Source organism: Yokenella regensburgei (assembly GCF_051486985.1).
In the GTDB taxonomy this organism is placed as follows: Bacteria; Pseudomonadota; Gammaproteobacteria; order Enterobacterales; family Enterobacteriaceae; genus CBFFRJ01.
On record NZ_JAHVDV010000026.1, the window covers coordinates 53,663 to 75,070 of the forward strand.

General features: G+C 50.2%; 25 protein-coding genes and 1 pseudogene. 15 read left to right on the forward strand and 11 right to left on the reverse strand.

Features of this window, described 5'->3' with window-relative positions:
- Positions 1-106 precede the first annotated feature (106 nt).
- The 6 genes from KXR87_RS17305 (at position 107) to KXR87_RS17330 (ending at position 2,871) form a co-directional block, all read left to right on the forward strand.
- Entirely contained in the window at positions 107-838 is a 732-nt protein-coding gene (locus tag KXR87_RS17305; protein ID WP_437433447.1) for a MerR family transcriptional regulator, read from the forward strand.
- Between the two features lie 259 nt (positions 839-1,097).
- Positions 1,098-1,304 (forward strand): hypothetical protein, encoded by a 207-nt coding sequence (locus tag KXR87_RS17310; protein WP_437433448.1) that lies wholly within the window; start codon positions 1,098-1,100, stop codon positions 1,302-1,304.
- Between the two features lie 216 nt (positions 1,305-1,520).
- Positions 1,521-1,736: a hypothetical protein gene (locus KXR87_RS17315; protein WP_437433449.1), complete on the forward strand. Its 216-nt coding sequence runs from the start codon at positions 1,521-1,523 to the stop codon at positions 1,734-1,736.
- A 65-nt stretch (positions 1,737-1,801) separates the two neighbouring features.
- Complete coding sequence (locus tag KXR87_RS17320; protein ID WP_437433450.1) at positions 1,802-2,041, forward strand: hypothetical protein; 240 nt, start codon at positions 1,802-1,804, stop codon at positions 2,039-2,041.
- A 223-nt stretch (positions 2,042-2,264) separates the two neighbouring features.
- Complete coding sequence (locus KXR87_RS17325; RefSeq protein ID WP_437433451.1) at positions 2,265-2,507, forward strand: hypothetical protein; 243 nt, start codon at positions 2,265-2,267, stop codon at positions 2,505-2,507.
- A gap of 49 nt (positions 2,508-2,556) precedes the next feature.
- Positions 2,557-2,871, forward strand: a complete 315-nt coding sequence (locus KXR87_RS17330) for a hypothetical protein (protein WP_437433452.1) — start codon at positions 2,557-2,559, stop codon at positions 2,869-2,871.
- 36 nt (positions 2,872-2,907) lie between these two features.
- Here the strand turns inward: KXR87_RS17330 and KXR87_RS17335 are convergent, their stop codons facing one another.
- The gene (locus KXR87_RS17335; protein ID WP_437433453.1) at positions 2,908-3,156 is read right to left on the reverse strand and encodes a biofilm development regulator YmgB/AriR family protein; all 249 of its coding nucleotides are present in this window, start codon (positions 3,154-3,156) and stop codon (positions 2,908-2,910) included.
- 1,048 nt (positions 3,157-4,204) lie between these two features.
- On the opposite strand from KXR87_RS17335, the gene KXR87_RS17340 reads away from it, so the two are divergent.
- The 3 genes from KXR87_RS17340 to map all read left to right on the forward strand — a co-directional run bounded on the left by KXR87_RS17340 (position 4,205) and on the right by map (position 6,007).
- Entirely contained in the window at positions 4,205-4,789 is a 585-nt protein-coding gene (locus KXR87_RS17340) for an EAL domain-containing protein (protein ID WP_437433475.1), read from the forward strand.
- A 184-nt stretch (positions 4,790-4,973) separates the two neighbouring features.
- Positions 4,974-5,225, forward strand: a complete 252-nt coding sequence (locus tag KXR87_RS17345; protein ID WP_437433454.1) for a ParD-like family protein — start codon at positions 4,974-4,976, stop codon at positions 5,223-5,225.
- Positions 5,222-6,007, forward strand: a complete 786-nt coding sequence (gene map, locus KXR87_RS17350) for a type I methionyl aminopeptidase (RefSeq protein WP_437433455.1) — start codon at positions 5,222-5,224, stop codon at positions 6,005-6,007. The genes KXR87_RS17345 and map overlap by 4 nt, the downstream gene beginning before the upstream one ends.
- Here the strand turns inward: map and KXR87_RS17355 are convergent.
- Positions 5,964-6,902, reverse strand: coding sequence for a LysR family transcriptional regulator (locus KXR87_RS17355; protein WP_437433456.1), 939 nt, complete (start codon positions 6,900-6,902; stop codon positions 5,964-5,966). The genes map and KXR87_RS17355 overlap by 44 nt on opposite strands.
- A 100-nt stretch (positions 6,903-7,002) precedes the next feature.
- On the opposite strand from KXR87_RS17355, the gene KXR87_RS17360 reads away from it, so the two are divergent.
- The 4 genes from KXR87_RS17360 (at position 7,003) to KXR87_RS17375 (ending at position 12,627) form a co-directional block, all read left to right on the forward strand.
- Positions 7,003-8,070 (forward strand): SDR family oxidoreductase, encoded by a 1,068-nt coding sequence (locus KXR87_RS17360; RefSeq protein ID WP_437433457.1) that lies wholly within the window; start codon positions 7,003-7,005, stop codon positions 8,068-8,070.
- An 89-nt stretch (positions 8,071-8,159) separates the two neighbouring features.
- On the forward strand, positions 8,160-9,275 hold the full coding sequence (locus KXR87_RS17365; RefSeq protein WP_437433458.1) for a metallophosphoesterase: 1,116 nt from the start codon (positions 8,160-8,162) through the stop codon (positions 9,273-9,275).
- 192 nt (positions 9,276-9,467) lie between these two features.
- The gene (locus tag KXR87_RS17370; protein ID WP_437433459.1) at positions 9,468-11,402 is read left to right on the forward strand and encodes a methyl-accepting chemotaxis protein; all 1,935 of its coding nucleotides are present in this window, start codon (positions 9,468-9,470) and stop codon (positions 11,400-11,402) included.
- Positions 11,403-11,652: 250 nt separating this feature from the next.
- Positions 11,653-12,627 carry an AEC family transporter gene (locus KXR87_RS17375; RefSeq protein ID WP_437433460.1) on the forward strand — a complete coding sequence of 325 codons (975 nt, stop codon included), beginning with the start codon at positions 11,653-11,655 and terminating at the stop codon, positions 12,625-12,627.
- Positions 12,628-12,672: 45 nt separating this feature from the next.
- Here KXR87_RS17375 and KXR87_RS17380 read toward each other — a convergent pair whose 3' ends face one another.
- Together KXR87_RS17380 and KXR87_RS17385 are read right to left on the reverse strand one after the other, a co-directional pair.
- Positions 12,673-13,467 carry an SDR family NAD(P)-dependent oxidoreductase gene (locus KXR87_RS17380; RefSeq protein ID WP_437433461.1) on the reverse strand — a complete coding sequence of 265 codons (795 nt, stop codon included), beginning with the start codon at positions 13,465-13,467 and terminating at the stop codon, positions 12,673-12,675.
- A gap of 129 nt (positions 13,468-13,596) precedes the next feature.
- A pseudogene (locus KXR87_RS17385) lies at positions 13,597-14,125 on the reverse strand (ABC transporter substrate-binding protein); the annotation flags it as partial.
- 128 nt (positions 14,126-14,253) lie between these two features.
- Between KXR87_RS17385 and KXR87_RS17390 the strand changes: the two are divergent.
- On the forward strand, positions 14,254-14,391 hold the full coding sequence (locus KXR87_RS17390) for a phenolic acid decarboxylase (RefSeq protein ID WP_437433462.1): 138 nt from the start codon (positions 14,254-14,256) through the stop codon (positions 14,389-14,391).
- Positions 14,392-14,394: 3 nt separating this feature from the next.
- Here KXR87_RS17390 and KXR87_RS17395 read toward each other — a convergent pair whose 3' ends face one another.
- Positions 14,395-15,444: an AI-2E family transporter gene (locus KXR87_RS17395; RefSeq protein WP_437433463.1), complete on the reverse strand. Its 1,050-nt coding sequence runs from the start codon at positions 15,442-15,444 to the stop codon at positions 14,395-14,397.
- Between the two features lie 145 nt (positions 15,445-15,589).
- On the opposite strand from KXR87_RS17395, the gene KXR87_RS17400 reads away from it, so the two are divergent.
- The gene (locus KXR87_RS17400; RefSeq protein WP_437433464.1) at positions 15,590-16,792 is read left to right on the forward strand and encodes an MFS transporter; all 1,203 of its coding nucleotides are present in this window, start codon (positions 15,590-15,592) and stop codon (positions 16,790-16,792) included.
- On the opposite strand, the gene KXR87_RS17405 is transcribed toward KXR87_RS17400, so the two are convergent.
- The 6 genes from KXR87_RS17405 to KXR87_RS17430 form a co-directional block, all read right to left on the reverse strand.
- Positions 16,793-17,350: a DcrB family lipoprotein gene (locus KXR87_RS17405; RefSeq protein WP_437433465.1), complete on the reverse strand. Its 558-nt coding sequence runs from the start codon at positions 17,348-17,350 to the stop codon at positions 16,793-16,795. It lies immediately after the preceding gene.
- 72 nt (positions 17,351-17,422) lie between these two features.
- Complete coding sequence (locus KXR87_RS17410) at positions 17,423-18,088, reverse strand: 7-cyano-7-deazaguanine/7-aminomethyl-7-deazaguanine transporter (protein WP_437433466.1); 666 nt, start codon at positions 18,086-18,088, stop codon at positions 17,423-17,425.
- A 147-nt stretch (positions 18,089-18,235) separates the two neighbouring features.
- Positions 18,236-18,520, reverse strand: a complete 285-nt coding sequence (locus tag KXR87_RS17415) for a type VI secretion system PAAR protein (RefSeq protein WP_437433467.1) — start codon at positions 18,518-18,520, stop codon at positions 18,236-18,238.
- Between the two features lie 110 nt (positions 18,521-18,630).
- A complete protein-coding gene (locus KXR87_RS17420) occupies positions 18,631-19,488 on the reverse strand; it encodes a hypothetical protein (RefSeq protein WP_437433468.1) in 858 nt (285 codons plus the stop codon).
- 149 nt (positions 19,489-19,637) lie between these two features.
- Entirely contained in the window at positions 19,638-20,495 is an 858-nt protein-coding gene (locus KXR87_RS17425) for a hypothetical protein (RefSeq protein ID WP_437433469.1), read from the reverse strand.
- Between the two features lie 82 nt (positions 20,496-20,577).
- Entirely contained in the window at positions 20,578-21,396 is an 819-nt protein-coding gene (locus KXR87_RS17430; protein WP_437433470.1) for a hypothetical protein, read from the reverse strand.
- Positions 21,397-21,408 lie beyond the last annotated feature (12 nt).

The following is a 21,408-nucleotide window of genomic DNA, read 5'->3' on the forward strand; positions in this document are numbered from 1 at the left end:
TGTGCTCCCGCTGTTCCTTAGTTGTACAGCATAAAATGAATTGTACAACCTGTTCGTATTAGCTAGTTTAGATATACATGTATCGGGTTTGAGTACGAGGGAACTGATGACCTTTTACAGTATTGGCGATGTAGCCGAACGATGCGGCATTAACCCAGTCACCCTGCGCGCATGGCAGCGGCGCTATGGTTTGCTTAAGCCTCAGCGAAGCGAAGGCGGGCATCGGCAGTTTGATGAAGACGATATTCAACGTATCGAAAACATTAAACGATGGATCGAAAGCGGCGTACCGGTTGGCAAGGTTAAGGCACTGCTGGAAGAGAAAAAAGTGGCGTCGCACGAAGGGTGGGAGTCACTGCAGGAAGAGTTAATGTCCTCTCTGCGCCATGTCCGCCCCGCCAGACTTCGCACTACCATCGCTGCGTTTTGTCGTGAACACCCTGTTGATGCACTCATTGACCATGTTTTTGTGCCGGTGCGTCAGCGGCTTTCGCTGGATCAAAATACCGCGCGGACCATGTGCAGCCTGCTGGATGGCATCCTTATCGATCATGTCATTTTATCTTTAACGCGCGCGCGTAAAAAACTCGGCAAAGATGCCCTGCTTATTGGCTGGAGCATTGAGGACAGGACACGTTTGTGGCTTGAAGCCTGGCGTTTATCGCAGCGCGGCTGGAATGTTGATGTCCTGGCCGAGCCGCTGGACTCGCCCCGGCCGGAGCTTTTCCCCGGGCAACAGATATTCGTCTTGACGGATAAAACGCTGTCACGTTATCAGCAGGAGCAATTAACGCACTGGCAAAAACAGGGGTTCTCCATTACCCACCATGATGTCTAGAGTGAGGCCATTATTCTTAGCGGATTAGAAAACTAACTATTACCTTTCGGGGGGCGCTATCCCCCTTATCTCCTTCTTATTACATTGTAATTATTAAAAAATAGTCGTTCTCTTTTCTCCTTAAAATGGACATTTTCTAATTTTCAGTGCCCCCCTCATCTAAGAATTCCCTGAATAAAATAATTTTAGATAACCAAAGGCTATACTTAAAATGTAAGTCAATTATTTACATCAAAACATTAATAAAGGAGGAATATTAATGATAAGCGATGATGAAAATAAATTGGGTTATATTTCTATCGGTGACGCAGTACTTGAGAATATTCAAAATGATGCGGAACTATCCTGCGAGTCACTTATTGAGACTTTAATCAGGCAGGAGAAGGAGGCGACTAATCATGTGCATCGTACACAAATCCTGCAAGGGCGAGCGCTATTAAGCGGATCCGCCACTTTCATCAATTAGCTACCCTTACGTAGTTAATCCTGATGTAACGCTCAGCCACTAATTCTAAAATTATTGGCCACTATTCCGGTTCAAAACCGGGACAGGGAGCTATCTATGCCCGGCATAATAAACGCTGCAACTTCAAATAGAAGCAATTAAAGATACTGCCGTTTATAACAGCCAGGACGTTACCCATAATTGATTATCCCTTAAACAGGAGGGCTTACCATAACTATGGAAAAACAAACCGATAATGATGGTTTGACAAAAGAAGAATTAATTCGTGAAGCAATCGGTATTGCGACTACACAACTGATTAGAAAAGGTCTTCCGGTGACTACTCGCGGTCTGATCCAAATTCTGATGCAGGAAGAGGAGAATACAGAGATGGCAGAACGTAAAGCAATTTATCAGGACGCACGGAAACGCGTGCAGCAAAAAATGCAGTAATTTATTCAATAATAACAGTCGCTAATAAAGTTGGCAGCATGAGTTTCAACCATGAGGAGGATATAATGAAAACCACCACTAGGTTAACCGACATGCTTATTTGCGAGGCAACGGCTCAGTTACTGGAGTCGCAGTCAAAAATAACGTATGCCAACCTGATACGACAGTTAAGGGACGAGCGCATGATGACTGACGATAATGACCAGCGATTGCACTATACCCTGGCCATCGGACAAGTTCGCGCTCATGAGCTTTTGTATAAAAACTACCTTGTGCAACCCGAGATAACCAGCATGAGTAGCTAACGACAGCCCTGGGGCATCTTATGCCGCCAGGGTTGATTACGTTCAATATTTCCCAAAATCAGGTCATTAATCTCAGCATTTCTCCCAGTCTGCACACTTTCATTTCCGGGATATCCTTTCAATTCTTTCTCTCAGATGACACAATGCGAAGCGCGCATTTTTGCGCCATGTTTTAGCGCGCTGTCATATAGATATTTTCCTCTACTTAAAGAAAAGGTTAAATATGAGTGACTCACGTAGTGATGGTCGGGACAAGATAGTACTGCCGCCGGGAGGAGAAATGCTCTGTATTGAGCAGACCCTCGGCGCTATCGTTGTGGAAATGATCCGTGAAGGACGAATCATTACTCGCCAAAGCCTGTGTGTGGCGGTAGCGGGGCGCATTGATCAAACCACCCCTGCCGTCCTTGAAGCCCACTATGCAGATATTCTGCGTCTGCTACTGACCCAGAAACTGGGTGAGTGAGGCAACCCGTATGTTCGGGTCAGGCAGAATAAAAACTAAGGAAGGCACCATGTACAAAAATGCCAAAGAAAGCCTTGTTGAAATCGTAATTGGTGACGCCATTCTTGAACTGCTGGAAGCTGATGCGCCTATCTCTCATGAGGCACTACTGGGGCTACTGATTCGCCATTGCGAAACGGAAACCCGTGAAACAAGACGGGATGCGCTGGCGGCTGCGATAGAAGAAATTCGTCGGACTTATTCCTTTTCGAGCGATAAAAGAAAAGGGGCGACGCAATGGGGAGGCGATAAAAATTGCGGTTCAGACACGCTAATGCACTATCTTAATAACGATCCTCCCACGCGGGGAGAAAAAAAGCATTGATTTATTAGCGGTTTATTTTCATTTTTATCTACTGAATCACAAATCATCAGGTGTTGTTCTGACGACCATTTCCAGTGCGCTGCGGTATAAAGCGGATCGTTGCGGATCGCGTTCCTCTTCGAGGTGACGAATGATCGCCAGGATGACAGCTTTGTTGCTGACAGGAAAACCCAGCCCTCTGAGTTCATCTTCTACCGTTTTGATAAAAGCCGTTTCAGCACTGTATACCGGTAAACGGATTGTCTGAGTGGGGTTTAGAAACTCAACTCTGGTACTCATCGTCATTTCAGTCCCTCCTTAATGTTACGGCATCAGTACATCAGAAAAATCTCTATTATCAATTAAAAGTAGCTTGTTTTTAGTTTTGTGCATACTTCTGCGAAAATAATTAATCTCTATGCAGAACAAGCAGCTCTTAGGGAAGGTTTTAACCCGCCTGTTACGATGCGCCTTGATGGAAGATCTCCGTACCTGAAGGCACTCCCTGCGCCTGATGCCCAAAAAATGCCACCGCACGACCACGTTTTTAACCCGCTGATTCACGGCAACAGGTGGTAAGACAGGAGCTTTTCAACCCGTAGGTTTACAACTGCTTAAAATTTATAACAGTGAACCAGCCGGATTGCGGATGTTTGTTGCCGTTTTTAACTCTCCACCGAGACACTGTTTTGCTGCACCCTGGCGCAAATTTCCCACATACTTAACTCAGACGACATCTGTCTGTCTTATACAATATTATGCTTTTCCCTTGCGCCAGGTTTCCGCCCGAAAACATGAAAGACACTTATATATAGGGCTGCTGAATTGGGGTGTCGTCTGGCTTATCTGTTTTTGTTAATAATTTGTGAAATTAGCTATATAAGTAATATGAATGTATTTCAAGTGAAAATATATCCGCGATCATATGATAATAAAAATCGATATTTCTTAATTTAATCAATGGATTATATTTCTGCTTTAAGGCCGATTTTCGCCGTTTGTTACCGCGGGCCTGGTTAGTGACCATAAGTTAAATAGCTTGTAGCGATCATTGAAATAATCGCGATAGTTAAAACCTATCAAAAGATAAATATTGATCATTTAAAACAATTTTTAAAGATCCGTAATAAATGATTAGAATGTGTAATGTATGGCGAAATGTGAAAGTATTCTTGCCGGTCAATGGAACAATAAATAAATGGAAACAAGGATTTTTGAATTCGAGGATGAAAAGTTTCATATGACTGCGGCTTTTCAGCCGATTGTAAGTCTGCATGCACAAAAAATTGACCAGTACGAAGCCCTCGCCCGATTTAAAAATGAAAATGGAACGCAAGTATCCACATAAACAGTAATAGATAAAGCAGAAAGAACGGGCTCGGTTAATATAATTACAGATTTTATTTTTAAACTAATTTGTAGTTTGATTGCAAAAAAACAGAATCTAAAAGTATCATTTAATTTTTCTCACTCACTACTGAATGATACGACATATCCTGAAAAATTTTATTTAGAATGCGCCTGCCAGGGTGTCAATCCACAAAACATTGAAATAGAAATAAGCGAAAAAGTGACCAAAGAGCAGCTCATCCAGTGTGAGAGATTTTTAAAAGAAGCAAAGGAGTATGGTTTTTCGATCTCACTTGATGACTTTGGTGCGGGTAATATTCAGTTAGAAAGTTTGGGTTTATTTGATTTTGATACCATTAAATTAGATCGTTCGATAGTCGATGGTATCGGGCGCAATGAGGCTAAACGACTTTCGCTTCATACTATCCTGACCACTATTTTTCGCCTTAACGTCAATATCATTTGCGAAGGTGTGGAAAAGAAAGCCGATCTCAACCTGCTTAAAAAGTATAAAAATATCGGTGTCCAGGGGTATATCTTCTATTACCCCTTAACCCTCCATCAGTTTAAGCTTATGGAGGGAATGTAGCCGGTTAAACGTAGGCGTTCTTTCTTCTGGCACGTGGTGTGCCTGCCGCAAGAAAGTTTTATCTCCTCTCTGACCAGATGTCCGAACCCGTATCTGCCGGGCCGGTCGCTCTCCGCTTTTCTGCTTCCTCACTCAGGGATTTGGTGTATTATACGTTTCATATATAAAACGTATACGGTGAGTTATGGGCATTGTAAAAATCTCCGATCTGATGCATGAGAACCTGCGGTTGGCCAGTAATGCGCTAAGCCGTTCAGTCAACGCGCAGGCAGAACACTGGCTTAAAGTGGGCATGCTGGCTGAACTCTACCCACACCTCACTCATCAGCAGCTGACGCGGCTGCTTATTCAGGCAGAGCGCAATGGTGGCGTCGATATTCATACCCTTATCGACGGCGAAGCCCTTTCAATACCGATGGAGCAGGAAGCACAGTGAGTAACGTAAAAATTCATACTCAACAAGAGGTTGAGATGGCGCGTGCGGCCGGGCATGCGGCCGCGAACGTGCTGGAGATGATCAAGCACCATGTGCGCCCGGGCGTCACCACCGACGAACTCGACACGCTCTGTCACGACTATATTCGCGATACGCTCAAGGTTATTCCGGCGAATATTGGTTATCACGGCTATACCCGCACCGTCTGCACGTCGGTCAACCATGTGGTCTGTCACGGTATTCCTTCCGCTAAGGTCTTGAAAAAAGGCGATATCGTTAATATCGACGTGGCCATCATCAAAGACGGCTGGTATGGCGATACCAGTCGTATGTACGTGGTTGGCGAACCGTCGGTTCGTGCCAACAGACTGATCAACGTGACTTACGAGGCGATGGTTGCGGGTATCCGGGTGGTAAAACCGGGCGCAACACTGGGGGATGTCGGTGCTGCTATCCAGCAGGTTGCGGAAGGCGCAGGGTTCTCAGTAGTAAGAGAGTATTGCGGACACGGTGTGGGACAAATTTATCATGATGAGCCCCAGGTACTGCATTACGGCAAGCCGGGTACGGGCCTGGTGCTGAAAGAGGGGATGATCTTTACCATCGAGCCGATGATAAACGCCGGGAAAGCGGCGACCAGCGTGCTTTCCGATGGCTGGACGGTGGTAACTAAAGACCGTTCGCTCTCAGCCCAGTGGGAACATATGGTCGCCGTCACTTCCACCGGGTTTGACGTTCTCACACCGTGGCCCGATCCGTCAGAGGTGTATCCGGTGCCCTGATTTCAAGAGCGCTGAGGGCGTTCAGTAGCGCGTCCACTTTCGGCAGTAACTGTTTGCGACGCGGCCAGACGAGCGTCAGCGCCAGCCCCTCCGGTTGTACGTCTGGTAATACTATCTCGAGTTCACCGGAGGCCAGCTGATTACGAATAAGCCATGTCGGGCTTTGCGCAACCCCCAGCCCGGCGCAGACAGCCTGAATCTGAGCATCCACATCCCCCAGCGCCATGCGAAAGGGGACCGTGCGCCAGCGCAGATGATTATCTTCGGTGATAAACAGCCAGGGCTTTACCGTCCCGTCGACGCGTTCATACAAAATGGCCTGATGCTGCAGTAACGCTTCCACAGTCTGCGGCCTGCCGTGCGCTTTGAGATAGGCAGGCGAGGCGCAAAACACCATCTTTTCACGTCCCAGCAGTTTGCACCCCAACGAGGCGGGCAGCGGCCCGGTGTCGCCAATCCGCACGGCAACATCAATTCCCTCTTCAAAAAGATCAACAAAGCGGTCAGAGAAGGTGAGGCTGAGTTCCAGCTCCGGGTTTTGCTGGCAGAAGGGGATAAGCAGCGGCATGACGCTTACTCGTCCGTAGGTGTTTGGCACCGCGAGGCGCAGCCGCCCTGAAGGAATGATGCGCTGGGCCGCCAGCACCGATTCGGCTTCCGCCAGCTCTTCCATGATGCGGATACAGGTCTGGTAATAGGCCTGTCCGGCATCGGTCAGCTGCAGGTGGCGGGTGGTGCGTTCGAGCAGGCGCGACCCCAGTCGGGCTTCCAGCCGACTCACGCTTTTGCTGATGGCAGAACCGGTCACGTGCAGGCGTGTTGCGGCGGCGGTAAAGCTGCCGCTCTCGACGCTTGCCACAAAGGGGACGATATCTTTCAGGCGCTGATCGTGCATGGATTCATGAACTCAGGTTGAGAATGATGTGAATTAATGCCAGAGATAAGAATGCTGTTCTCTATTAGTCTACTCATTAACCTGATGAGGAGATACCTGAATGCAGAAACAAGCCCTGATAGTCGGCATTAGCGGTGTTATCGGCCGGGCGCTGGCAGAAAAACTGAAAGCGGAAGGTTGGAATGTTGCGGGCCTTTCACGTGGCCGGGGTGCCGTACCGGAAGGCTGCACCAGCCTGATCGCCGATTTAACCGACAGCGATGCCGTAAACAAGGCGCTGGCGTCCGTTAAGCCTGATGCGCTGTTCTTTAGCGTCTGGGCGCGTCAGGAGAACGAAAAAGCCAACATCCGTGTGAACAGCCTGATGGTGAAAAACGTCATTGACGCGCTGGGCGAGCGGTTGAGCGGCGCACATGTGGCGCTGGTAACCGGACTAAAACACTACCTTGGCCCCTTTGAAGCCTATGGCAAAGGCGCGGTGCCCGTGACGCCGTTTCGTGAAGAGCAGGGCCGTCAGCCGGTTGAGAATTTTTATTACGCTCAGGAAGACGAGATCTTCGCCGGAGCGGAAAAATATGGTTATCGCTGGAGCGTTCACCGCCCGCATTCCATTATTGGTTACGCCGTTGGAAACGCTATGAATATGGGGCTGACGCTCGCCGTGTATGCCACGCTGTGCCGTGAAAAGGGATGGCCCTTTATCTTCCCCGGCTCTGAGCAGCAGTGGAACGGCGTGTCCGACGTCACCGATGCCGGTCTTCTGGCAGAGCAGTTGTGCTGGGCCACCTCAAGTCCGAACGCAGCCAACGAAGATTTTAATGCGGTGAACGGCGACGTGTTTCGCTGGAACTGGTTATGGCCGCGTCTCGCCGCCTGGTTTGGTATTGAGGCCGTCGGGTTTAACGGCACCCCGGCTCCGCTGGAAGGGCGGATGCAGGAGGCTAACGCTGCCTGGGCGGAGATTGCCCATCGTTACCAGTTAAAAGAGCACGATCTGACACGTCTGGCTTCCTGGTGGCATACGGATGCCGATCTCGGTCGTCCGATGGAGGCCTTCACCGACATGAGCAAAAGCCGCAAAGCAGGTTTCATCGGTTATCGCAGCACGCTGGACGCCTTCACTCAGCTCTTTGAGCGGCTAAAAGCGGAAAATATCCTGCCACGCTAAGAGAAAATAGCCACCGAAACGGCGCAACAAGGTGCTAGTTTTAAAACACTGACACCTTGTTGTTCTACTTTCGTTGCTATGGAGCTGTGATGTTTTTTCTCTGGACGCTGTTACCGGCACTGTATATTGCTTTTCGTTTTATCTGGCGGCTCTCGCTTCCTGTCATCCCTAAGCTGCTCTTTACCCTGCTTGTGGTGCTGATTTGTCAGTTCCACTTTATCAGCAGGATGCTGTGGGGAAACATGTTCTCTCCCGAATGGCCGCGCCCGGCGATGATTGCTATCGGCACGCTGTTTGGCGCCACGGTGCTTTTTGCCGGTTTACTGTTGTTGCGCGACCTGGCTGCGCTGCTTATCCGTCTGCTTACCCGTAAACGCCTGCCGTTTCTGCCTGTCTCCCTGCCGATGCTGGCAGGCGCCGTGGCGCTCTCGGGCATCGGCGTCTGGCAGGCGATTCAGGTTCCCGCCGTCCGCACCGTAGAGGTCAGTATCACCGGTTTACCGCCTGCATTTGAAGGCTACCGCATTGTTCAGCTTGCGGATATTCACGCAACCCGCCTTCTGCCCAGAGAGTGGGTGGAACAAATCGTGGCGAAAACCAATGCGTTAAAACCGGATCTGATCGCCCTGACCGGCGACATGTCTGATGGTACGCTCGGGGTTCGCTACAGCGATGTGGAGCCTCTGGCTCACCTGCGCGCGGCAGACGGGGTTTTTGCCATTACGGGCAACCATGAATATTACTTTGACTACCAGGAGTGGATACCCGCCTGGCAGAAGCTTGGCATCCCTTTTCTGATGAACAGCCATGTGCGTATCGCAAAAGGCGACTCCTCACTGGTGCTGGCGGGCGTAACGGACAAAATCGCCAAACGTTTCGGTTTTGATGCCCCCAACATCGAACGCGCGCTGCAGGGCACCACCGCTAACGATACGATAATCCTGCTCGATCACCGCCCGGATACCGCAGAAAAAAATGCAGCATACGGCGTCAGGCTCCAGCTTTCCGGGCATACCCACGGCGGCATGGTGCGTGGCCTTGATGAGGCAGTGAAAGCGGTAAATGGCGGTTTTGTTTCCGGTCGTTACCAGGTCGGCAACATGACCCTTTACGTCAGCAATGGCGCAGGGCTGTGGAGCGGTTTCCCGTTACGCCTCGGGCGTCCGTCAGAAATCACGGAAATTATTATGCACGTGAACAAGTAATCCCCGAAGATAAGTATTCCCTTGCATCGCTGAGTCAGCCCCTGGCTCAGCGCTTTCCCCCCTAACTCCTTTAAAAATATTGTGAAAATAAATTAATTCATATTTGGTTTAAGTGTTAACGGCTTTTTACCGATATATGAATTATGAGTCGTTGGGTTAATTGCCAGAGGGCGACTGCCCAGGTGGGGAAAGATGAGTAAACGAAAGAAAATGACGGCCAGAACGCTGATGCTGGCGTCAATATTTATCACTATCACGATCGGATTCCTGATCACTATCGGCCTGCTGCTCTGGCAGTCTATGCATCAACAACAAGCCGTTGCGCAAAAACATCTGCAACAAATTGCCCATACTGAATCGCTGCGTGTACAGCAGCAGCTCGACACGGCGCTGACCGCTTCGCGCGATCTCGGTATCAGTGCCTGGTCTTTGCATCAGGCGGGGCTTCAGGACAGGCGCGGGCTTGATCAATTGCTGACGGATTTTCTGCGTCAGCATAATGACTTCCTGTCGATGTCGCTGACCTTTGAAGCGAACGCATTCGATGGAAAAGACAGCGATTTTGCCGGTCAGCCGGAGCAGGATCCGGCCGGACGTTACGCCCGTTATGTCGACCGCGATAGCGGCGGCAACCCGGCACTGCACAATCTTGTGGACTACGAAACGCCGGGCAGCGGTGATTACTATGTGCTGCCTCGCCAGCGCCAGAAAGAGGTCATCATTGAACCTTACCTCTATCCCTACAATGGGGTGGATGTGATGCTCACCTCCATTGCCGCGCCCATTATTCGCGACGGTAAATTCCAGGGATCCGTTACCTCAGACTTTTCACTGGAAACCCTGCAAAAAATGATTGGCAGCATCAAACCCTGGGAGGGGTCGGGCTATGCGCTGCTCCTCTCGGCGCAGAACAAAGTCATCTCCAGCCCGGATAAATCAATGACCGGTAAGCCCTGGACCGGGGCGATAAGCGGGGAGGCGGTGGTGCGTATCGACGACGCCATTCTGAACGAGCCTGCGTTTGTGACCTGGCAATCCATCGAGGTAGGCAACAGCCAGACGCCGTGGAAGCTCGCCATTGTGGCACCGGTCAGCGTGGTGATGGCGGAAGCCTGGAACTACCTGCGCAATGCCATTATTTTGATGATCCTGAGCATCATCATTGTCAGCGTCGTGGTTGCGCTGGTTTTCACCCGTAAAGTAGCGCACCCCGTAGGTGGCGAGCCATCAGAAGCTTCAGAGATTGCCCTCTCCGTGGCGCAGGGGGATTTAAGCAACCCGATTCCGGTACGATCGGGGGACACCAGCAGCATTTTCTATGCGCTGCATACCATGCAGTCTGAGCTGCAACGTATTGTGGGCAGCATCAGTGATGCCAGCCACTCAGTGCGGTCGGGCAGCAGTGAAATAGCGGCGGGTAACCTCGACCTGGCCTCACGCACAGAAGAGCAGGCGGCGGCTATTGTAGAGACGGCGGCGAGTATGGAGCAGATCTCCGTAACCGTGAAAAATAACGCCGACAATGTTCAGAAAGCGACCCGTCTTACCGAAAAAGCGGCACAGATAGCCGGACAAGGGGAGACGCTGGTAGGGGAAGTGGTGGATATCATCGGTAAGATTGATGAGAGCGCCAATAAGATTGGCGATATCAACAGCATCATCGATGGCATTGCTTTCCAGACCAATATCCTGGCGCTGAACGCAGCGGTGGAAGCGGCACGTGCGGGTGAGCAGGGGCGGGGCTTTGCGGTGGTGGCGGGGGAGGTGCGTAATCTTGCTCAGCGCAGCTCTAACGCGGCCAAAGAGATTTCGACGCTGATTGAGGAGTCTAACGGGCGCGTCAGCAAGGGGGTCATGCTGGTCAATGAGACCGGAGCCATGATGGCGCAGATAATCGAGTCGGTGATGAGCGTGCATCTGGTGATTGGTGAGATTGTTCAGGCGCTGGATGAACAGACCAAAGGGGTCAGTCAGGTCAGCGTAGCGGTCAATCAGATGGACAGCGCCACCCAGCTGAATGCGTCACTGGTGCAGCAGATTTCCGCCGCTGCGATGTCGCTGGAGGAGCAGGCGAAGAATCTGGAGGAGACGCTGGCCTTTTTTGCAAAGGGCCAGGCAGAATACTAATGTCGCGTTTTCCCCTCACCCCAGTGGGGCGAGGGGACCTGTCGCACGGTGGCCCCTTTTCGCCCTCTCTCTTTCAGGGAGAGGGCAGGGGTGAGGGTCATGTGCTGCCATTACCGCTTTGTTCATTTGCCAGAAATCTACCGGGCAGTTTTACAAACCCTCGCATCCTGCCTGACGCCTCGTCTCAAACTCCCTATACTGCCAAAAAACAAAAAAATGACTCACACTGATAGAACAGGCAGGGTAAAGGATGGAAACCGCAAGTTTTCTGGGGCAGCTTACGCAGCAAATGATATTGTCGGCCCCGTTATTTTCATTAATTGCGTTAGGTTATTGTCTCGGCCGATTTGCAGGTTGGCCGGAAGCAGCCAGTGGGGTATTTAACCGTTTTTGTTTTTCGATTGCCCTGCCCTGCATGTTATTTAAGGTCATGAGTAAATTTTACCAAAGCCCGCCGGTTGATATGCGTTTACTCATTGCCTATTTTGGCAGTTGCCTGCTGATATATATCGTAGGACGCGTTGTTGCAAAAAGCGTGTTTGGCCTGGATGCTGTCTCAGGATCGGTTTTTGGCCTCGGCGGTATCTTCTCTAATAATGTCATGCTCGGTATTCCGGTTGCCGTGATCCTTCTCGGTCAGGAGAGCCTGGCCTCAGTCGCGCTGGTGCTGGTGTTTAACAGCCTGATTTTGTGGACCCTGGTGACCGTCTCCGTAGAGTGGGCGCAGAGCGGCAGTTTTACCTGGAAAGGCATCGGCAAAACCCTGCTCAACGTACTACGCAATCCCTTGATAATCGGTATTTTTTCGGGATTCGCCTGGAGTGCGACCCACCACCCCCTTCCGCAGTTTATTGATGGCCCGGTGAGCATGCTCGGGCAAATTTCCGCCCCGCTAACGCTGGTCACGCTGGGGATGAGCCTGTCGCATTACAATATCAGCCAGGGGCTGCGGGAAAGCGGAGCCATTTGCCTGATTAAACTGGTGCTGATGCCGGGGCTTATCTGGGCGCTGGCCTATGCACTGCATCTGCCGCGACAAGAGAGCCAGGTCGTCGTCCTGCTGGGATCGATGGCGGTGGGCATAAACGTCTACCTGATGGCGCAGAAATTCAAGGTGTTACAGGGTGCGACGGCAACCAGCATGCTGATATCGACCCTTCTTTCCACGCTTACCACCCCGCTGTTGATGATTCTGATGAGCCGCTTTTATCCCGCCTGGCCCTGAGCGTTACTGACGCAGAGCACGCGTGCGTGCTCTGCAACGTCTGCTTTACAGAATGTCGTCCACTACGCCGCCGTCCACGCGCAGTGCCGCGCCTGACGTGGCCGACGCCTGCATTGAGCAGACATAGACCACCATGTTTGCCACCTCTTCGACGGTTGCAGCCCGCTGAATAACGGAGCTGGGGCGGTTGCTCATCACGAACTCGGTTGCCAGCGTATCCAGCGATTTACCGGTTCGTTTGATCTCATCCTCCATCATAGCGGCGAAGCCATCGGAGAGGGTTGGGCCTGGCAATACGCTATTGACTGTAACACCACTACCGGCAACAAACTTCGCCAGCCCACGGGCCAGCGAAAGCTGAGCAGTTTTGGTCACCCCGTAATGGATCATGTCAGCAGGAATATTGCGCGCCGATTCTGAGGAGATAAATACCACGCGCCCCCAGCCTTTTTTTACCATCGCAGGCAGTAACGCACGGGAGAGACGCACGCCAGACATCACGTTGGTTTGCCAGTAGGTCTCCCAGGTTGCATCGTCGGTTTCATAAAAATCCTGCGGGCCGTAAATCCCGGCATTATTGACCAGAATATCGGCATCCGTCGCCGCGCTTAACAGGGCTTCCACGCCTTCGGCTGCGCTGAGATCGGCAACGGCGGTGCGCACACGTGCGCCTGGTACACGTGCATTCAGTGCCTGAAGGGCTTTGCTCACTGATGCCTCACTGCGCCCGTTAAGGATCACCTCCGCACCGCTTTCGGCCAGTCCTGTCGCAATAGCAAAACCAATGCCGCCCGTAGAGGCGGTAACCAGTGCCACTTTTCCACTCAGATCGATTTTCATTTTTGCTCCTGTTTGATGGAAGGAATGATTAATCCTGGCAGCTAATCTTCAGGACAGGTAGCGAAGAGGCGGTCCGGGAAGCGTGAAGGCCCTTTTTGATAAACCGCCGCAGGCGCGTTTCGCAAATTAGTAGCGATCGTTGCGTACCAGCACATCGTACCGGTTCAGGCGCGTCTCTTTTAACACCCACGGACCGGTGCCGATGGGGATCAGAATGCCGTCTTTGGTTTCATGATCTGTAAACTGCGACGGGGCGATAAAGCGGAACGGACGCGACAGCGACAGTTTCTGCAGGAAAGGGTAGTAAGCCCTCTTCAGGGGGATTTGCAGCTCGCTGTCGCCGAGGGCTTTGACATCGGTTATCTGGTTAGTCAGCTCAAGCCAGGCGTGGCGCTTGCGGTTATCCAGCACCGCACGGACGTTTTCTGCTGCCGCCACGGCGTTGAAGGATACCCCGTTAGAGAACGTCGCCTCGGTGCGCAACCTGATACTTCACCAGCCCTGCTCTGGCGAACATCAGGTTAGGGGTATAGCGATGCGGATAGAGTGGCCCTACATTGACGGGCCAGGCGGTTGTCAGCTCAGAGGAAGCAAAAGCATGAGTAATGAGCGTCGCGCGGGCTAACAGCAGAGCGCTGAAAGCGCGTGAGAACGGCATCGTTGTCCTGGAAAAAGAGACAGTGACGAAAGGAGTATGACGGTTCTAATCATTCATCATAGGGATATGGTGCACGGGATTAAAAGCCACATAGATAAAATGGATATTTCTTCCGCCGTAAGGGGAAGGTGTCGCGCTGCAGGCCTGGGTATCGGAGCGAAGTTATTGCTCTGTTCGCTGCCATCACGCAGTTACATGGCTGCGGCGCAGACAATGAGAAGGTCATCATCTGCGCCGCCAGCGAATTTCCGTCTGCCCCGGTTTAACGTCTACCCTGGCAGGCGGCTTTTTGGTCTGCCCGGTCCAAGCAGGATGGCCAGTTTGCTGCCGCCTCTGGTGGTTTCCATCCAGATCTTACAGACGCTGGTAAGCGGCACGGAGAGTAACATGCCGATAGGGCCAAGTAGCCAGCCCCAGATCAGCAATGAGAGGAAGACCACCAGCGTTGACATACCGAGCCGATGACCCATCATGCGCGGCTCCATAATATTGCCTATCACCATATGCACGATCAGGAACAGGCTCCCCACCAGTACACACTCGTAAACGCCATTAAAAAGCAGCGCCTGGAGCATTGGCGGAATGGCGGAAATGACCGAACCGATATTGGGTACGTAGTTAAGCAGGAACGCCAGCACCCCCCACATCAACGCAAACTGAATGCCCATAATGGCCAGGCCTGCCCACACGATCACCCCGGTCCACAAACTCAGTAGCGTTTTCAACGCCAGGTAGTGTGACACCCCCTTCAGTGCCCGGTGTAATCCGGCAATATGGATTTGTGGATTGTTCAGCGCAAAGCGCAACTTGTAAGGAACATGGCGCACTTCGAACAGCATAAATACCATGGTCATGACCAGTAAAACGATGCTCGCCATGGCGTTGGAAAGCTGGGTCATCAGCGCGGTAGCAAAGGTCATCATCTTGTCGGAGTCCATGCGCTGTAGCATGCGTTCCGGCGAGACATGCAGGTGCAGGAAGGGGAGGGCCTCCTGGAGCTGAAGGAACTTACGAGTAAACTCGCGATTGTATTTTGGCAGCATATCCATGAATTCGCTGATGGAGGCAGCCAGTACCCCAAACAGCGCGGTCAGGAACACTAACATCACCAGAACCACGATAGTGATAGCAACGGGGCGCTTAATCCCGCGTCGAAGAAACCAGGTGACCAGTGGGTTTAAAACGATGGCAAAAAACAGTGCCAGTAATAATTGCACAATAATATCGGCGGCGGCATGAATACCGGCCAGAATAATGACCAGAGAGGCCAGTTTGAGAAGAATGTGTAAACCCGCACGATCGGGCTGGGGCTGTGTCATGGGTAATTCCTTTTTATATACCGCACGCTAAGTGTAGCTACTGGCGTGCGCTTCGCCCTGGGCAGATAATCTTAATCTGCTTGCTGATTTCCTGCTCATGACGTGGTAATAGTGAAACATTGTTGTGAATATCTGGTGATCCCCCATGCCTGAACAAGCCGCTGAACCGGCGCTAAGCGGATTACGTCTTAATCTGCGGATTCTGTCTGTTGTTGTTTTTAATTTCGCAAGTTACCTCACGATAGGGTTACCGCTCGCCGTCTTACCCGGCTATGTGCACGACACCCTCGGCTACAGCGCCTTCTGGGCGGGGCTGGTTATCAGCCTGCAATACTTCGCGACCCTCATTAGCCGCCCCCATGCCGGGCGCTATGCCGATACGCTTGGGCCGAAAAAAGTGGTGGTGTTTGGTCTGTGTGGTGCATTCATCTGTGGGCTTTGCTATTGGCTGGCGGACCTGCAAAGCACCTCTCCGTTGGTCAGTCTGGTGCTGCTTTGCGTCGGGCGTGTGATTCTCGGGGTCGGGCAAAGCTTTGCCGGTACCGGGTCCATGCTCTGGGGCGTAGGTGTCGTCGGTTCATTGCATATCGCCCGTGTTATCTCCTGGAATGGTATCGCTACCTATGGCGCGATGGCGCTCGGTGCGCCGCTTGGCGTTATCTGTTTTAACTACGCCGGGCTGAGCGGGCTGGGCTGGTTCATTATGGCGGTGGTGTTCGTCGCGATTGCCTGCGCGCTGCCACGTGCGGCGGTGAAAGCCAGCAAAGGCAAGCCGCTGCCGTTCCGTGCGGTATTGGGTTTCGTCTGGATTTATGGCATGGGGCTGGCGCTCGGCACTGCCGGATTTGGCGTTATCGCCACCTTTATCACCTTCTTTTATGATGCAAAAGGGTGGGACGGAGCGGCCTTTGCCCTGACCCTGTTCAGCCTGGCCTTTGTTGGCTCCCGGCTGGTTTTCCCGAACAGTATTAACCGTCTGGGCGGTCTGAACGTGGCGATGATAAGCCTGGCGGTGGAGGTGGTCGGGCTGATTCTGGTGGGGATAGCCGATGCGCCAATGGTGGCGAAAATCGGCGTGTTCCTCACTGGGGCCGGTTTCTCGCTGGTCTTCCCGGCGCTGGGGGTGGTGGCGGTCAAGGCGGTCCCGCAGCATAACCAGGGTGCTGCGCTCGGCACTTATACGGTTTTTATGGATCTGTCGCTGGGCATCACGGGGCCGCTTGCGGGCCTGCTGATGGCATGGTCAGGCGTGTCGATGGTTTATCTGCTGACGGCGCTGCTGGTGGCGGGAGCGTTGCTGTTGACGTGGTGGTTAAAAAAACGGCCTCCACCGGAGGCCGCTTGCTGATTACTTGATGACCAGCGTATTAACAATGTTTTCCGCTGTGGTCTGCGCCTGCTGCTGGTTATCTGCCGGCAGCGTAACCTGAAGGGTCAGCAGTTTGTTATCCACTTTTCCCAACACAACGGTTGACCAGGCTGTCTGCCCTTTTGCAGAGATAATGCTGTCGAGCTGTTGCATCGTCTGGCCTTTAAGCTCGATAGACTTATTGGTCACAACCTGCAGCTGAGGATCGCGGCTGCGCTGCTGATCCTCAAGACGTTTTGCCAGCGTATCCAGCCCTTCCTGCGTGTCGTCACCCACAATCACAATTACCGCTTTCTGCCCGCTGGCGTCAGAGTAAACGTGCATATTGTTGGCCTGAGTGCCCAGTTTGCCGCTTTGATCGGTCATGTCTGCGGGCAGTGAGAAGCTAAGCTTGCCGTCCAGCAGGGAGACCGGTTGCCCGGCGGCGTTGCTTTCTGCCGAGGCACCCTGCACGGGCGCTTTGCTGTCACTGTTGTCGCAGGCCGCCAGACCCATCACCAGCAGGCCAATACCGACATATTTAACCAGATTGCGCATTGACTTCTTCCTTTCGATAAACAGCCATAACGGCTCATTCGTCCATCTTACCACAACTGGAAACGCGTACCTTTAACTGGTCTGTAACGCCGAGATTTCAGATTTGTCTGCCAGTCTTTTCAGTAACATATTGAGCAACACACCATACATCGGCAGGAAGAACGCGATGCTGATAATGACCTTAAAGGCGTAATCCACCAGGGCGATTTCCATCCAGTGTTCGGCCATAAACGGGTCAGGGCTGTGCCAGAAGGCGATAAAGAAGAAAGCAAGCGTGTCACTGGCGTTGCCAAATACCGTGGAGGCAGCAGGCGCCAGCCACCAACGTCGGTTCTGACGCAGACGGTTAAATACGTGCACGTCGAGGATCTGCCCCAGCGCATAGGCCATAAAGCTGGCCGTCGCGATACGGGCCACGAACAGGTTGAAGTGGACAAGCGCGTCGAATCCCTGCCAGCTTCCCATATAGAACAGAGAAGAGATGGCGTAAGAGATAACCAGCGCCGGGATCATCACCGCAAAGATAATCCGGCGTGCCAGCGGCGCGCCAAAAATACGCACGGTCAGATCGGTCGCGAGGAAGATGAACGGGAAACTGAACGCCCCCCAGGTGGTATGCAGGCCGAAAATGCTCACCGGCAACTGCACCAGATAGTTACTGGAGGTGATCACCAAGAGGTGAAAAAGGGATAGCCAGAACAGCGCTTTCATGCGCTGAGAGTGTGAAAACTGCGTCATATTTTGACCTTTTTAAGTTGGGGTGAGGGAACCCAATAAACATGCATACGCTTTTTGAAAGCCGCCGCATGATACTGCAACAATTATTCGATGCAATGGTTATTTTTAACGCAACCGTTAACCTGGCTTTTGCCCTGTGGCTACAGGCTAGCCAATAATGACCGTGCCGTTACCAATAACCACACCGCCGCAGTCTATAGCATCACCGGTTCTGGCAGCGGGCAGGCCGTCGATAAACACCGTAGCGGAACCATTGGCTATTTTTCGAGGATGAGGCGGATGTTTAGGTTTTGAATGCGGGGTCAGAGGATCTCCTTTTCGGGCGGCAGGGAGACTATCGATAAATACAGTGGGTGAACCTGCAGTAATGACGGTTTCACGATAACCATCATGCTGAGTACCTTTATCGTTAAGTCTGGCGGCTTGGGACATATTTTCTCCTTTGTTTTTTTATCTGTTTGTGATTTTAGATGGTTTTTTTGAAGGGAGGTTCTGTTTAATTTATCCAGGAATAACTTGGGCTATTTCCTAAAAAATATGCATCAGTACCGGTTGTAATCGAAAGGCTGCAATGTGTCACCGTCTAAGTAAATAGTAACCTGATTCGTTCGGATGTAAAATTCATTTTCACTTATTTCACTTCTCAGTCCTGAGAGATAGATAAATGAACTAAATGATTTCTTCTCCATGTCACATACAAATTTATCATATTTTATGTAACTGACATTTTTTTCAATTTTACAGTGATATTCCCAGTCTAATATGGCAAACATCGCCTCGTTGATGTTCTGCTCCTGAAACCAGTTTTCAGTGACCACGTCATATTCGAGGGAGCCAATGTTGTATCGACGGTATCCTGAAGGAAATGCATAGGCTTCATTCAGGTTCACTGAATATGCAAAGGTGCCACCGGCTGGGATTCTTTCCCACTCTTCATCTCGATCATAATGACACATTGTTTGAAGGTATCTTAGTTCTATTCCATCAGTGGCGATAGAAAAAGTGTTGCCGCAGAGTGGGTCAGAGGATATCGCTGTTGCCAGCATGTTTTTATGCACATAATAAGGGATTGTGCTTTTGTTTTGGATAACCACACGCGCCTGTAAATACTTATCTTTTTTCTTCACGTCTAATTTTACGGAGAGTTTGTATTCCTCCTGTAATGCCTTGCTTTCTGCATCACCGATGGTAAATCTGGGGTAAATTACATCATTAATGCGGGTAGCATCTGAAGAAATGAAATATGGCACAATAGCTGCCTTTTCATGCCTGGCACCATCCCATACTAACGAACCGTAATGATAGCGGATTAACAGCATTTCTTCACTTGCATAGCATGTTGCCCCATTGAAGATAATGACGATTGCTAACATCCATTTTCGCCATAAAAAAAGACGCATAATCTCTCCTATTGATTTTATATAGTTAACAGGCCACAGATAATAATAATTATCGCTTATATGCGCCATCAAGATTTATTTAATGGATATCTTCTATTATTTTTATTTATTCCTCTATCAGATTCAACTCGTAGATTTCATTTTTTGCATCAGTACTGGTTATAGTTGAAGGGTTGCAATGTGTCACCGTCCAGATAGATGGTAACCTGATTCGTTCTGATGTAAAACTTATTGCCACTTCTTTCACTTTTCAGTCCTGTAAGATAGATAAATGTACTAAAGGATTTTTTATCCAGGTCACATACCGCTCCGCCTGATTCTATGTAACTGACATTTTTTTCAATTTTACAGTGATATTCCCAGTCTAATATTGAAAACATCGCCTCGTTGATGTTCTGTTCCTGAAACCAGTTTTCAGTCACCACTTGATATGTGTGTGAACCAATGTTGTATCGTCGGTATCCTGAAGGAAATGCATAGGCCTCATTCAGGTTTACTGAATATGCAAAGGAGCCCCCGGCAGGGATTTTTTGCCACTCATCATCGCGATCATAATGACATTCTATCTTAAGGTACCTTAATATTATTCCATCAGCGACTATAGAAAAAACATTACCGCAGAGTGGATAAATAGATCCCTTTTCCGCCAGCATATACCTATGTACATAGTAAGGAGTTGTGCTTTTGTTTTTAATAACCACATGCGCCTGTAGATACTTATCTTTTTTCTTTACGTCTAGTTTTACGGAGAGCTTGTATTCCTCCTGAGATGCATTACTTTCTACATCACCGATGGTAAATCTGGGATAGTTCACATCATTGATACGAGTAGCATCTGAAAAAAAGAAATATGGCACAATATCTGGTTTTTCGTGCCTGGCACCGTCCCATACTAACGAACCGTAATGATAACGGATTAACAGCATTTCTTCACTTGCATAACATATTGCCCCATTGAAGATAATGACGATTGACAATACCAATCTTCGCCATAAACAAAAAGACATAACCTATCCTTTATTTTGCATCTTTCATAGATTAAAGCTTGCGATAATTTATCGATTTCTTAGGGTGCCAAACACTGGCATTCTAACGGATGTCTTCTATTATCTTTATTTCTTCCTCTGTCAGGTTTAGCTCAAAATAGCGTTCAATGTTATAGGCGCTTTTAAAAACATACTGGCTGTTCTTTTTCACAAGATCGTTTGCTTTAAGCAGGTAACCAGTTTCATTTTTGTCTTTCGTGTCTATTGGGATGTCATCCGTACCCATTCCGCCATATTCCCCCTCACTGCCATGACGGTAAAAATGGGAGAATTCATGACATAGCGTTGACACTTGTGAATTCCACCCTGTTAAGGGTTTGCAGATAAAATTCTGAAATATATTCACTGTTAAGATCTTTCCATACAAATCAGGATGCAAGCCTGTTGTCTGGTCCGCAGAAACACTGGCGCTAGCACCGCTCTTTTCTGTTGCATTAATAAAATTTCCCTGTCGAATGTCATTGCTGTTAACTCTGCTTTCGAGGCTCATTTTTTCGCAAATAAATATCATTCTGTCGACGCTTTTCTGCATAAAGAGATAGGCGGTAATATTTTCTTTTTTTTCAATATAGGGATCTCTTGGCGTTTCCGGATCAAGTTTTTTTACTTTTTCCTTTTCTGCCTCGCTGTCAATAGTGATGATCACATCATGCCTTACTCCAAAGATTTTAAAAAAATCTTTTTGCTGTTCTATCCCCCACTTTTCCGTGGATAAATCCTCCCGCCTTTTTTCCAGCACCATCAATGTCGCTTTCAGCGCTTTTGTCATCATTCTTTTAAACTGGTTGGTGACTTTCACCTCTTGCACACATTTTTTACTTTTAATCGTTACCGCTGATGAACTCTTTTTTTTCTCACTCATCGACGCCTCCTT